Here is a 13,992-nt window from a genome sequence, read left to right as displayed (position 1 = left end):
ATTTTTCAACTCAGGAAGGGGGGATTGGCAAGAAAGTCATCAGCAAGCTCTGCGTTTTGCGTGACGGATACCTGGGCGAATAAGGGCGCTGCACTTTCTAAAGGCGGCAAGCTGTAATCTGCCAATGCATCACGACTGGTAAATAATTTATGCTGGTGATCGCGATAGGTCTCTGGTAATGAAATCAAAGCCTTGAATAGTTTGTCTGTCTCCAGCTTCTGTTGATCCAGCTTCTGACTGAGCAGTCGGAGATTTTCCTCCTGAGATGGGTCAAGCTTGTCGGGGGAGTAGTTGCGCACCATATGGCTGAGCTTCTCCAGATCCCCCTGCAAAGCATCAGAATGCTCATCTGCCTCATTGCCTAAAAAATCTACCCGATCATAATCAACGGAACGAATGTTGCGAACGATCTGCCTCTGAATGGTACGCAGCTCAGAGGTCAGTCGACGGGCGTTGTTGTTATTGTCAGAGGCCACTTCCAGGGCGCGGTCAAAAGCGCCTCGGTCCACCAGCATTTGCATTCTCAATACATTAATGCGTGCGAGGTCAATGGCGTCCTGCTCCAATAATCCGAAGTAGGTGCTAAATGCATGAGGCGTCAGCTCAAACAGCGCACTTTGCTGAGCGTCTTCTATGTCGTAAGTGGTTTTAACCAGCCAGAATTGGCGCTGGCTCATCTGGTTTCGATTGGCGTCCCAGTGGCGGGTCACAAAGGGCTTATAGCGATTCGGTCGATTGGCCAATATATCAAACATCATCCCGATCCCTGTTTCGATGCTCTCACTATCCATAGGTGAGTCAGGATTGATGGCACGGTTCTGCTCCATTACAGCCGACAAGAGCGCAGCTGTCACGGCCTTTCGGGTGGTGCCAGGTTTTAATTCGGTCTGCTCAGCTATTGTGTCGATGATTGCCAGAGCCAGCCATAAGAGATCGAGCTGAGCAAATGGTCTCAGGGTTTCAGCAGTGGAGGCGTATCCTTTGGCAGCACTGTTGGCCAGATCAATCAGTAGTTTTAGCACGCCGGCGCTCCTGCAACTGCGACTGATGTCGCCGTACCGCAGGGCGTCTTTGTTGCTATTGGCTCCGCCAGGAATGCCAGACATATTATTCATGTGATAATCCGGGAGGATAACTGCTTGGATTGCGAATAGAATATGTCGTCGAAGGGTACATATCCACACTGGACAAACATACATGTCGCTTTGACAAGCATGTGGAGGCTAAACAGATGAAGGAAGCCGTAGAGGGAACAGCGAAGCGCTGGGATCAATTGGTGAGATACCGGGTTATCGAGATCATTGCTCAATGGGAAGGCAGGCTGACGACCAATCATCTCTGTGATCGATTCAGCATTGGGAGACAGCAAGCTTCAAAGGATATCAATACTTATTCCAGAGATATCGCCCCCGGCAACCTGGAATACGACAGCAGTCTCAAAGGGTATAGACCGAGCAAAACGTTCAAACCAGTCATCAGCTCCGGCTTGATCGATGAATATTTGCATGTATTAGACAGGGAACATGATGCCGGCCACCCTTTTCAAATGCTGGGCGGAGGTGTCATCAGTAGCGAATTCCTGAAAGCACCAGTGCGCAGTATTGACGTTGAAGTCATGCGCCCATTGGCGAAGTCCATCCGCGAAGGCCGACGGCTGGAAATCAACTATACATCCATGGGAACACCCGAAGGCGAATACCGGATCATTGTTCCGCATACGTTGGTGTGTACATCGTTACGGTGGCATGTGCGGGCATACTGCGAGAGAAATCGAGACTATCGAGACTTTGTATTAAGTCGGCTCTTTGGAGAACCGGAGTTAATGGGCAGGTCAGACCAGAGCGCAGAGCAGGATGAGAAATGGAACACCTGGGTTGATATGGTGCTGCAGCCGGATGAGCGCCTGACAGCGGCACAGAAAAAGTTTGTTGCCCATGAATACGCTATGAAAAATGGACAACTGACAGTTCGCACTCGGGGTGCCCTGGTTCACTACATGATGCAGGCGTTGAATATCACTCTCGACAAGGAGAGCAACCCGGCAGCCCAGCAAATAGAAGTGGTTAATAAGGATGAAATCAAAGGCTATCTGTTCGGTTAAAAGAGAAGGAAAATACTAAGAGATAGCCGTAATAGACAGTGCAAACAATCAGCGATTGATAAAGCATCGGGTTATCTTAGTTAGTAGTTCTCTTATTCTTAATACTGCATTTGCAAAATACATATCTGATAGCGGGAAATACCAGCATCATCGTCTCAGATGCTTTCGACATCTTCTTGATTCAGGAAGGAAGGCAGAATTAGCACGATCCCTGCAAGGAAAATTATCAGCATAGTGGCAAAATAAGTTATTATGCCATTATCTATTAACACTGAAATTGGACTTCTTGAAATATGGGGAAAATGAGTAATTTGACAGAAAATGCGTTAAACGCAGTCTGTCCCTATTTCACAATGTTTCCCTTGGAATACCCGACCAAAATTCTGAAGAAGCTCAAGTCCGAATCGCCGGTTGTAATGGATCCCTTCTGCGGAAGAGGAACCTCATTATTTGCTGCCAGAAAATTTGGGGTTGATGCGTGGGGCGTCGACTCTTCTCCCGTTGCTGTCGCGATAGCCAGAGCAAAACTAGCAAGTTGTGAGAGCGATGAAGTCATTGAACTTGCACAGAATTTGCTCTCTAAGGCGGGAGATCTTCAGCTACCCACATCGGATTTTTTTAAGTGGGCATACCACAGAGACACTCTTTCACAAATCTGCAAAATCAGACATGAACTCCTAAATATCCAACACGAGACTGATGCATCAGTTGTCTTAAGGGCGGTTTGTTTAGGGGCGCTGCATGGCCCTCTCACTAAATCAATTGATACGGCCTCTTACTTCTCAAATCAGATGCCACGTACGTTTTCGTCTAAGCCAGACTACTCTGTTAGGTACTGGAAAGAACGTAATATGAAGCCGCCTAAGATCGATTTTTTAACGGTCGTAAGCAAAAAAACGTTACGCCTACATGGTCTTGCCGATAAAGTTTCAGGAAGCTTTCAGCAAATTTTGCATGGTGATTCTCGGCTTGCTGAATCATTTAACGGCTCAAGAAGAGATTTCACCACAGTGATAACGTCACCGCCTTACTATGGCATGCGTACATATGTGCAAGACCAGTGGTTAAGAAACTGGTTTTTGGGTGGTCCTGACTATGTCGATTATAGTATCGATGAACAATTGGATCATGGTGGTCAAGCTGTCTTTGCCGCATCACTGGGGAAAGTATGGAGTAACATGGCACTATCGACTTCTGATCAGCTTAGAATGTTTGTCCGCTTTGGCATCATTCCTTCAGCTAAAGTCGACGCAAAAAAACTTTTTTTGGAATCACTCGAATCTTCAGGCGCTAACTGGAAAGTCGTATCAGTCAGAAACGCCAAAACAGCTGATGAAGGAAAGCGCCAAGCAGGACAAATGAAATCGAACTCGACAGCTTCATCGGAATTCGATTTCCATGTGCTACGAGTTTAGTTCACACGCGTTCATGCCATCTTAGGTCGAACTCTCTATTTCCGATGGATAGCGGATGAACATACTTTTGTGTTTCCGAGCAGAATTCGTCGATGTAAGATTTCAAGGCTCTGGCCGATTTGGCGATCTTTTTGTCGCTTGGCAAATGATAGGCAAGTGACTTCGGCATAATCATTATGCACTTCGCCATTGCGCGGGATACCGCGACATTGGTTCGCTCTAGCTGCATCAAGAACTCTTCCTCTGACTCCACAATTTCTGAATCACCAACACCAAATGAAACAATGATTGTGTGTCGCTGGCCACCTTGAAAGCGCTCGACAGTGTCGACTGCAGAAAATATCTTCTCTTTATCTGCATTTGGAAACAGTTGATTTAGCTTCGAAATTATCAGCGATTTCTGAGCCTTATGAGGCGTTACTATTCCCACACATTTTTCGAAGAATTCATCTTCACTTGCAGGTCTGTGGTTAACTGCCTGCTTCGTCCCATCAAGGAAATAGCTAACGCTGTTAAATAAGTGCCAAATCAAAGTAACAACTAATTCTGCCTCTTCGGGATTTGCTTGGGACGATGCGATATCTTCATGAATTAAACTGATTACCGATTTATTCGGCGCTAATGTTTCACCTATCAGGGAAGAATAAGAAATGCCGGTCGCAGCTGGAGCACTGCCAGGTGCATTGATGTGATGTATCCGTAAATCTGGAAATTCGGGAACCAAAGCCTGAGGGTAATCGAGGCTGCGTGCGTAAGCAACGATGTCTGCACCTGAACGATAGTTGACCAATAAGGGTAATGGCTTCAAGTTAAACCGTTGCAATAGATATGTCTGAATACTCCCAACCAGATACTCTGCGCCAACTGGGGCGTCTAGGCTCGCAATTGGCGGCATTTGCATGTGGTCTCCTGCAATCACCAACTGTGACGAATCCTTAAGAACTGCTAAAGCGCGTAGTGCCAGAGTTACGGGAACCTGTGAGCTCTCATCAACAATCGTTAAATCGAATATGGCTGCCAATGGGCTTTGGTAGTCCAGCAGTTGCACCATCGATGGCAGGGCGTGTGCAGCGGTACCAACAATTGTCACCCTATTGGTATCCTGCATGCTTTGCAAAAACCTTCCGTACAACGGATCGTTGTCAGTAAACCTTAACGCACCGCCATTCAAATGGGCTGCATTAAGATTCAGGGGTACCGGCTCTCTTGAACGAGAAAAGCCGCTAAATACATCAAGTACACATGATGCGTCGTTTTCGATGCTGGTAATCGTTCTCTCTATTAATTCTTGAACAGCGCGATAATTAGGTCCGGTCAGTAGAATTTTAAGACCGGAACCTTTCGCAATAGTTTCTAAAGCTAGCGCATGGATCAATGCCGACAACGTATCGGTTTTGCCCGTACCAGGAGGCCCCCAGATAATACTGAGAGCATGCTTAGCACACCCCTTAATCGCATCGATTTGGCTTGAATTAAGAGGATGTCGATTTAAGCTCTTGGCTTTTGAAACAATTGCTTTTACCTCAGAAGAGTCTCGGACAGCTTGCTTTGCCAGCTTTTTTGCCTCCCAAAGCACAGCAGACGCGGGCGTTGCTGGATCTGTGCCTGCTTTACGCGATGGTGCGTGTCGACCTAAAGCAATGACAGCATTCCTGTCTGCTTTCGAGTTAACAGGGTGGGCAATAGCATTGAGGATATCGATTGTGTTGTCTGAGTCATCGTATGGTGCTGACTCCATCAGAAACACCGGTGATACGCAGTTGTTAATCGGGGCGCTATTCATTGCAGCTTGAAATAATGCATCAAACGCTGTCGGGTTAAAGCGAGGTCTAAATTCCACTTCTGCCAGCCGATTTACTCTATCAAATCTAATCAGCGAGGCGGCGATAAATTTGTGAGTAGGCACTCTAAGCAGACCTTCATCCAGATATGGAAATGACGATGCAACTCCCAAAGAAAACCCGTTTTGAAGCAGAAATCCAGGTGCGCTAATTGAACCTAAGGAAAGAAAATTATTACCTTCCTCTAGCTTTGACTCTGTGGAGTCCGGGCTTACTTCAAATTCAAAATGGTACGGGCCTAGCACACGAATAATACGTGTTAGCACTATCGCCTTAAAAGCCGATTCCAGTCGTTCTCCTGGCATCGTGAATTCCGAAACCCGTTCAACCTTGCTCGTAGCGGCATTGACCAACTCCCATTGTGCCCACAACTTCGAATCGTCAGCTACACCTCTTCTCCCTGCAACACCTTGCAAACGAAGAACACGCGCTGAGCCTTTTAACTTGCCTTTAAAGTCACTTCGCAATCTGGCGGTAATAGTCGCTAGGGAATATGCCTGCGCTCTGAGCGTCTTGCCGTAGTCGGCGATAGCACCGTGAACCATAATGGTCTTGGAGCCGCGCATGAATACGCCTGCTGGGGATTTCCATATCTCGTAGATACGCTCGCGTGGAATGCTGTTGCCAAGCGGTTCTTGATAATAGTTGTCCACATTTTGCGGTGCCATTTGGGCTAGATGGTATTTTTCTGCCACCCTTAAAAGCGTGAGTGCAAAGGGAATCGGTGTATTCACAATTCGCTGAATAATATCCTGGATGAAGACAATTGCAGGACTTATTTCACCATCCTCTTTTTCAATCAGTTCATCCGGTGGAAATACCCAAGCTAGGCTTTTCTGTTTGGCCGTAGGCAGAGCAAGAATTGCTCCCAAATGACGACTGAAGGCTTTGCAAAGCTCTTCATACTGGCGAACTTCCCAAAAGTAAATTTGCGTCTTGGGGCTGCCAAGATTCTGTGCTCCAAATTTGGCAACCGCCGAATCTACAACTCGGACAAATTCCTCAATAAAGTTTTGAACCACACCCCACTCAGACACCAACTCGTCTTTAGGGTTTACGAAACTTGTAAAGCTTAAGCGCTCCGGATCATTCGTCGAACCATATGGATACAGCAGGTATGCTCTAAAGCCAATGCCGGTCAGATATCCTGACGACGCATCAAAATTGACAGTAATGTCAATCTCTAAATTTATATTCCGGGCAAGCCCGGCAACGATTGCGTTGGTATCAGTCGTTACGCTATTGGTCAACAAAGCCAAGGCTTTAGCTTCGATCGAATTTCGCTCTCGCTTCAAAAAGGTGTGCTTACCAAGTATGGCGGGGGAGGCGCTAGGCACCTGAGCCAACGCATTAACAGTGCTCACACCACTGTTGGACAAAATTTGTCGTGCACCTCTGCTCAAGCCAGGAAGTCTACAAAGGTGATCCTGTGTTTCGGCAGCTCTGGAGCAATAGTTTTCTGGGTTGTTCTGGAAGAAAATTTTATCTGTGGGGTTTAGCCATTTTTCCACACCAAGCCAATCGCAAGCATTGCATTTACCAGAGACATGGTAATCGACAGCCTTCCAACCACTTGCATCTCCAATAGCAATCACCCGAATCAAATCTTCCCTGAAAAATTTGAGCACACTTGGCATGTAAAGCAGGTAATTGACAGGCTCCCAGTCATACCGTAATGCATCGATTTTATCCAATGGGGTCTTCATCGGCTTGGCATTCAATGCTTGGCTGAAATTGCATAGTTCTGCGTTACTCCAAAGAAAACACTGGTGCGAGACGTAATATCGATCGACTAGATTGTTAACGTTCAAATAGTTAGACAGGAATATCGAGTATAGGCACACTTCTGCAGCATAACTGGCGTTGCCCTCCTGAACATTTTTCAGGTCGACAACGGATAGCGCAACACGGCCATCGCCACCATCAATACGCGATCGTCTTCCGTCGGGCAAAACCTCCCAATCGGGTTCCAGATTTGCCCATGCATAGATAAGGTCAGGGCGCATTCCACTCAGGGGCGGAATCATGGACTGCTCAGAATGACTGAGTCCAAGATTCCCAAGAACAGTGTCTCGAAAGGTTTCAGGCTCTATAGCAGGCTGAATGATGAGTTTATCAGCAACATGCGCCGATAGGGTTTTCAACAAATCGACATCATTAAATGATGGCTCGAAAACAACGTTGCCTGGCAGCTCTCTCACTAACATCTCATACTGGCCGCGTTCAAAGTCATTGCCTGCCTTGGTAATGATCTGAACGCCTGGGCGGGACTTAAGCGGCACTGAAAGTCCGGCGGACTCGATGTTCTCTTTTTTTCCTGTGTGCAAAGATAGATAGAGTTCACGGTCACATGCTGTTCTAAAGAACATCGACATGGTACTTTTGGAGATTCTTTTTCTGACAGTCATGCGTCTGCCCCTGTTAGTAATGCTCTTTGATGTAGGCGTAGGTCTTATTAAACAGATCTTTACCTTTGCTCAACCCACACTGAGTCAGTGTCAATAACAGTGCCTTCTGGATTTCACGCGGGCCACTGTTGGAGTTTGCCAACCTTCAAACCGGTGGCTTTAACAATCTTGTCGATCTGTCGCTGATTAGCTTCGGCGTGGTCTCGGGGCGGGTTTCCATAAAGAGTTTGGTTAAGGTCTGCTTGTTGCCCTCTTCAGTAACGACGTGGTCACCGGTTTCATGCTCAACATCAACATGGTGCCGAACCAATAGTAATAGCGATGTCACTTTGTTTGTCATTTCCCAATACAAAGAACCAACGGCACTAATACGGTAGATAGAATAGAATACGTTGCCTGGGTTTAGAAATCCACCATATCCACAAAGTCAGCGCCGTACTGTTCGGTGATTTTTGCCTTCTGTATTTCAAACTTGTCGCTGATAAATTTCAGGAAAATCAGGCTCAGAACAATGTGTTTGTATTCCGAGGATTCATAACTTTCCCGGGGCTTGTTGGCGGAGCCCCAGATGGTCTCTTAAAGCTATTTTTGCGGTGGATTTAGCTATAGGTTGTTGGGACGATTGTTGATTACAGGGAACGCTTTCATCGTACCATATAAGACAATTGCATTATAATTCTTTGCTTTCAGAGAGGTTGTCACCGGACGGGAAATAGTGTGATTGTCAGCATTCACACTTTGTCGTCAGCATCTTGGGTAAGGGTATTTTCTTTGAACTCCTTGAACGCACTGAAGCTCAAGATGTCTTGTATTGAGTAGCGTTTTTTGGTTAGACCGAGTTTCTGAGCAGGAGTTAATGGCTCCTGCTTGCTGCCTTTGTTCTTCAACTTTTTGGAGTCGGTAATAATGTAGTTGTTGTACACCCGCAGAATCTCTACAAGCATTACACTCCACTTAGGGTTGTAGGATGCATAACCGTTCCAACGATGGCCATTGGTTGCTGAAGTGATCGGGCGTTCGAGTACATTGATTCTTCTGCGAATCATCTGGAAGTAGTTGTCTACGCCTTGAGTTGAGCTATCAAACAAGTTCTCCGCCACATCAAGCCATCGATCTTTGTTGACACCAACCAATGGCTTCAACTGGATAGAGTGTTGTGATTTTGGGAAAGGGTGAACCAGCCATTCAGAGCGGCTTTGACCCGCGTTATGCAACTGTTGCTCTAAATTTGCTGCCCAATACTTCTGGGCAAGCTCTCTTTTTTCCTCAAGCGTGAGGTTATCCTTACCGCTTCCGCTGAACTCAACTCCGTGCTTTCTTAACACCTGTTCTGCCCAGGATCTTTTGTCCTGCATTTGGCTTGCATTATTCCTGTCCGCACGAATTAAAACAGGGTAGATTTTCTGGTTCTCAATTAATTCTCTAAGCACTAGGCAGATCCCCAGCTCAAACCCTTCATCGTCGTCTGCCATCAAGTATGCGTAGTCGATGGTGTCATAGAATGGCTTCATTTGCTCCAAGTGAGCCATTAATGAATATGTTTGCTGCACCAGAAGCCCTTTTTGAGGTGTTTTCAGGGATAATTCATCATTAACATCATCTCCTTGCACTTCCCTATTCTTGAGTACATATTGAGCATGACGCCGTTTCCATTCCGGTTTTTCATCGTCCCGGCGCATGGCGCTGTCTTTTTTGATGGTTTCCCAGTCACTAATAAAGTCGAAATTTAATGTGCTGGCGAAGACAAACCGGCTCTGGTTATCAACAGTGCTTGTATTGACCAACTTTGTTGGCCTGGCATCCTCTTTTTCTGTCCAATTAACCAGGTAGTGCTGGCGATCCATGCTGAGAGTTAGTCGTTTTCCTTTCAGGATGTCCAGATTTTGATTGATATGCCACTGATCAAACTGAATGCACTGCTCATAAAAGAATTCAAGTTTGTGGTAAATCAGGCTCATGGATATATCGAGCTGCTCCGAGAGCCGGTTCAAAATTCCTTTATTGACCAACCCCTTGAACAGCGCCACATTGACGTCTTTTCGAGATTGCCCCATTTGAGGGTTCAACGGAATAGTGAACTCATTTTTGCAAGCATTACATTGAACACGTTGAGAAGATAGTTCCTCTTGCCTTTTGGAGGCTGAAGCTCGCGTGCCTTTCAATGTGTATCTTTTGGGGTGTTTATAGATACTGACTGTTGAGTTGCGACATGGTCTTGTGCGCCTGTTTGAAGTATGAAGCTTTACATCGGGGCATGTAATCTCTCTTAACCTGAAAAGCTCATTAAGCCTGAGCGATTCTTCTACAAATGCTTTATTGTTAATGAGCTTTGTGCTTGATCCACATAGCTTGCAGGTGAGCGATTTACCAGTCTTGCTATTTGTCAGCTTGTAAGCGTTGCCTAAGCCTTTCTTTGGCTCACCGGACTTTTTCAGTTTTGGGTTCAGTGCTGGTACACCATAATTGTCACAATTAGGATTCTTACAGTGGTTGAGCTGTATCATTAGCCCTGATTTCGGGTGCTTGAACGCCCTCGGTATAGGCCGGGCTTCTTTTTCCTCTCTGGGTTTCTGATGAGGCGTTCGATTAAGAGGCTTTTCATCGCCATAGTGAAATTTGACGTACAGGTGAGCTGTTAATTCTGCGTCAATGGCAGCACCATGCACCTTTCTTTGAGATATATCGATACCGTATCTGATACAGGCAGAATCCAGCTTAAGGTATTTGCCATTGTTTTCCCGGTTGGCGAAATCAATCATTAGGCAGGAGGATTCGAAATCTCTGCTTAGTACAACATTTATACCGCTTCGATCCAGCTCAGACTGGATAAAAGGCATATCGAAGTTTTTTGAATAAAAAGAGAGCTTTGCCCCTGAAATGAAATCCAACAGAGGCGTGGCTATTTCAGAGAATGTGGGCTGTTTTGCAAGAAACTCTTCCGTAAGTTTGTGAACTTTGAAAGCTCCGGGCTGGCTCTTCTTTCCTTCGGGGTTAATAAACGAATGAAAGGTGTTGCCCGTAATCTTCCCGTCGATGATCTCCACCGCCGCAATATTGATTACACGATGTCCGCCCCTAGATGGTGATAGCCCTGTGGTTTCCGTATCAATAACAATAACTCTGTCCATAAAGACCAACTAAAAGCCGACTTGTTATTATTTAACTATAGACTATTTTCTAGTTAGTTATATAAACAGTTGTTTTTAAAGTAGAATATTACATCATCGTACGGGTTTTTGTGTCTTTTTGGATTGTAGCTTATTGATTTTTAAGCATAAAAAAAGCACCTGAGTCAAACTCAGGTGCCGTGTGACTTATCAGCCTACTATTTAGCGGCTTTTTCCGGAACATTTAATCGGCATCAGGCTTCCATAGAGCCTTTCAGCTTTTTCATCGCATTCTTTTCCAGCTGACGAATGCGTTCAGCTGAGACTCCATACGTATCGGCCAGCTCATGCAGCGTTGCTTTTTCTTCTGCCAGCCAACGTTTTTGCAAGATATCCCGACTGCGTTCATCCAGCTGTGCCAGGGCACTTCTCAGCTGGGAAATTGAACTATCGGACCAGTCGGCATCTTCAAGCAAAGAAGATGGATCCGAGTTATGGTCTTCCAGATAGTAGGCAGGTGCCTGATAAGCAGTATCACTATCATCATCTGCATAGCCATCGAAAGCGGTATCCTGGCCGGCCATTCGGCCTTCCATTTCACGAACCACCTTAGCCTCAACACCCAAATCTTTAGCTACGGCATCCGCTTCATCATTGGTTAACCAGGACAGACGTTTTTTAGCGCTGCGCAGGTTGAAGAAGAGTTTGCGTTGCGCTTTGGTGGTCGCAACTTTAACAATGCGCCAGTTGCGCAGAATAAATTCGTGTATCTCCGCTTTGACCCAATGAACAGCGAAAGAGACAAGCCTTACCCCAACCTCAGGGTTAAAACGTTTAACCGCCTTCATGAGGCCAACATTGCCTTCCTGAATCAAGTCCGCCAGTGGCAGACCATAGCCGGAATAGCTTTTGGCAATGTGAACAACAAAGCGAAGGTGAGACATGACCAGCTGACGAGCCGCTTCCAGGTCATTATGAAAGAAGAGGCGCTCAGCAAGGTTTTTTTCCTGTTCAGCAGACAACACAGCAATACTACTGGCTGACGCAACGTACGCATCAATATTGCGACCAGGAACTAACATATCGACTGGTTGAAGACTGGTGCCCATAACTGACTCCGTCAAGATACCCTCTTGATTTTGACACTATTAAAGTAGTTGAAGTTCAAAGTAATACTAATAATAACAACAATTAGCTTCATAACCGCTATCGACTTTACAGGACATTTTCTTACTTCACACGGACTAATCCGGTACTAAAGCCTGAAAATGTCGATAACAGCTGCTCATGGCCCCCAGGGCACCGAACACAATGCCGACAAGCAGCAATATGCCTGACACTGAAAAACCGGGACCGGATAATACCATTTCACTGTTATACAGTCCGGCAATATTCATCATTTCATGACTCAAGACAGCCAATAATGAAACAACAATAACTTGAGCCAGAATAGCGCCGATCACGCCATACCAGATCCCCATATAGATGAAGGGCATGGCGATAAAGCCCCGTGTTCCACCCACCATACTGATAATTTTGATTTCATCACGTCGGCTTTCAATACTCAGACGTACGGTGTTGCCGATCACCAGAACCACGGTAAGCCCAAGAATCCCGCCCAGCATAATGGCAAAGCGTTCCAGCATTGTTAATATTGCCTGAAGCCTCTGCACCCACTGACGATCCAGACGAACCTGGTCAACACCATCCATTCGTTGAAAATGGACAACGGCATCATCCAATTGTTCAAAAGAAGCTTCACTGACAGGCAGTAGCTCAATCACCCCCGGCAATGGATTAAATCCAAGCTGGCCAATCACATCCTGCAGCCCGGCCTTTTGCTGAAAGTCGTTCACCCCCTGTTCCGGTGACAGGTAGACAACGTCTTTAATCAGAGGGTTTGCACGGTAATCAGCAATGCGTTGATCGATAATTTTCTGGCTAACCCCGTGATTGAGATAGATTGATATTTTGGGTTGCCCATCCCAGGCTGAACCAAGCGCCTGCACATTGCTCACCAGCACAAACAGTATCACCGGCAGGGAAAAAGCAACGGCGATGAGCAAGCTATTTAACAGGCTTGCCACAGGGTTGTTAAGCAGGCGGTTCAGTGCATCCTTACCCACCTGCCGATGCAGGCTGACAAAAGAATGCAGTGTCAGGGTTGCCACCGTCTGGCGATTGGCACCTCTTTTGTGGGCATCTTTATGAGATTCTTTATGAAGAAAGCTTCCCGCATTCTTTCCGGCGGATTTTCCCACACCGGCCTTGTCATCCACTGTGTGCCGACGACCATCTTGCTGACGCCGGTTGTGCTTTCTAAACAGACTCACTGAACCTCCTGGTCGGCAACCAGCCTGCCATGATCCAGAGTCAAAATACGATGTCGCATCCGGGCCACCAGTGCCAGGTCATGACTGGCAATCAACACGGTGACACCCACCTGATTGAAACTCTCAAACAGCTTCATGATTTCTGTGGACAACTGAGGGTCAAGGTTTCCGGTAGGCTCATCCGCAAGCAGCAAGGCCGGACGATTCACAACCGCCCGCGCCAGGCCAACCCGTTGTTGTTCACCACCGGACAGGGCCACTGGAAACAATTTTTCCTTGCTTAACAACCCGACCATATCCAGGGCAGCACGAACCCGGCCAGCACAATCATTGGGAGAATAGCCTGCAATCAGAAGGGGCAAAGCAACATTATCAAAGACCGAACGGTCAAACAGCAGCTGGTGATCCTGAAAAACCACACCAATGTTACGGCGAAGATAAGGAATCCGACTGTTCTTAAGTGCCCGCAGGTTATGACCTCCCACCCAGACCTGACCTGCACTGGCCCTCTCAAGCAGCATGATCAACTTCATCAGGGTGCTTTTTCCGGCACCGGAATGGCCTGTCAGAAACGCAATTTCTCCCCGCTCCAGGTGAAAACTGACCTGCTCAAGGCCAACATGACCTCCGGGGTAACGCTTGCTGACACCGTCAAAGCGAATCATCCAGCCGTCCTTAATCTATCCTGTCTTCGATGCTATTCAATTAACCAACTTCAGCTGACCTGGGAGGCTGACCGAGAATAGACTGCCCTACCGGCAACTGCTCCTGCGTTGCTCTAGCTCCT

11 protein-coding genes are annotated in these 13,992 nt (G+C 46.7%); 2 read left to right on the top strand and 9 right to left on the bottom strand.

The genetic code is table 11. The features are described 5' to 3' along the window. Positions 1–5: 5 nt before the first annotated feature. Complete coding sequence (locus tag KDK13_RS01625) at positions 6–1,115, bottom strand: hypothetical protein (RefSeq protein WP_257283023.1); 1,110 nt, start codon at positions 1,113–1,115, stop codon at positions 6–8. A 116-nt stretch (positions 1,116–1,231) separates the two neighbouring features. On the opposite strand from KDK13_RS01625, the gene KDK13_RS01620 reads away from it, so the two are divergent. Both KDK13_RS01620 and KDK13_RS01615 read left to right on the top strand, forming a co-directional pair. Continuing rightward, positions 1,232–2,101, top strand: a complete 870-nt coding sequence (locus KDK13_RS01620; protein WP_257283022.1) for a WYL domain-containing protein — start codon at positions 1,232–1,234, stop codon at positions 2,099–2,101. 302 nt (positions 2,102–2,403) lie between these two features. Further along, the gene (locus tag KDK13_RS01615) at positions 2,404–3,516 is read left to right on the top strand and encodes a site-specific DNA-methyltransferase (RefSeq protein WP_257283021.1); all 1,113 of its coding nucleotides are present in this window, start codon (positions 2,404–2,406) and stop codon (positions 3,514–3,516) included. A gap of 1 nt (position 3,517) precedes the next feature. Here the strand turns inward: KDK13_RS01615 and KDK13_RS01610 are convergent, their stop codons facing one another. The 8 genes from KDK13_RS01610 to ftsE all read right to left on the bottom strand — a co-directional run bounded on the left by KDK13_RS01610 (position 3,518) and on the right by ftsE (position 13,870). Beyond that, positions 3,518–7,765 (bottom strand): ATP-binding protein, encoded by a 4,248-nt coding sequence (locus KDK13_RS01610; protein WP_257283020.1) that lies wholly within the window; start codon positions 7,763–7,765, stop codon positions 3,518–3,520. 13 nt (positions 7,766–7,778) lie between these two features. After that, complete coding sequence (locus KDK13_RS01605) at positions 7,779–7,907, bottom strand: hypothetical protein (RefSeq protein ID WP_257283019.1); 129 nt, start codon at positions 7,905–7,907, stop codon at positions 7,779–7,781. 3 nt (positions 7,908–7,910) lie between these two features. Continuing rightward, the gene (locus KDK13_RS01600) at positions 7,911–8,105 is read right to left on the bottom strand and encodes a hypothetical protein (protein ID WP_257283018.1); all 195 of its coding nucleotides are present in this window, start codon (positions 8,103–8,105) and stop codon (positions 7,911–7,913) included. Between the two features lie 62 nt (positions 8,106–8,167). Continuing rightward, a complete protein-coding gene (locus KDK13_RS01595) occupies positions 8,168–8,278 on the bottom strand; it encodes a hypothetical protein (protein WP_257283024.1) in 111 nt (36 codons plus the stop codon). Between the two features lie 218 nt (positions 8,279–8,496). Continuing rightward, positions 8,497–10,893, bottom strand: a complete 2,397-nt coding sequence (locus KDK13_RS01590) for an exonuclease domain-containing protein (RefSeq protein ID WP_257283017.1) — start codon at positions 10,891–10,893, stop codon at positions 8,497–8,499. A gap of 233 nt (positions 10,894–11,126) precedes the next feature. Continuing rightward, positions 11,127–11,981 carry an RNA polymerase sigma factor RpoH gene (gene rpoH, locus KDK13_RS01585; protein ID WP_257283016.1) on the bottom strand — a complete coding sequence of 285 codons (855 nt, stop codon included), beginning with the start codon at positions 11,979–11,981 and terminating at the stop codon, positions 11,127–11,129. Positions 11,982–12,116: 135 nt separating this feature from the next. Then, a complete protein-coding gene (ftsX, locus tag KDK13_RS01580) occupies positions 12,117–13,205 on the bottom strand; it encodes a permease-like cell division protein FtsX (protein ID WP_257283015.1) in 1,089 nt (362 codons plus the stop codon). Beyond that, entirely contained in the window at positions 13,202–13,870 is a 669-nt protein-coding gene (gene ftsE, locus KDK13_RS01575; RefSeq protein WP_257283014.1) for a cell division ATP-binding protein FtsE, read from the bottom strand. Before ftsE ends, ftsX begins: the two co-directional genes overlap by 4 nt. Positions 13,871–13,992: the final 122 nt, after the last annotated feature.

Source organism: Endozoicomonas sp. SESOKO1 (assembly GCF_024606265.1).
Lineage (GTDB): Bacteria > Pseudomonadota > Gammaproteobacteria > Pseudomonadales > Endozoicomonadaceae > Endozoicomonas.
Note: the sequence above shows the minus strand (reverse complement) of the source record. Positions and strands in the feature narration are given on the sequence as shown.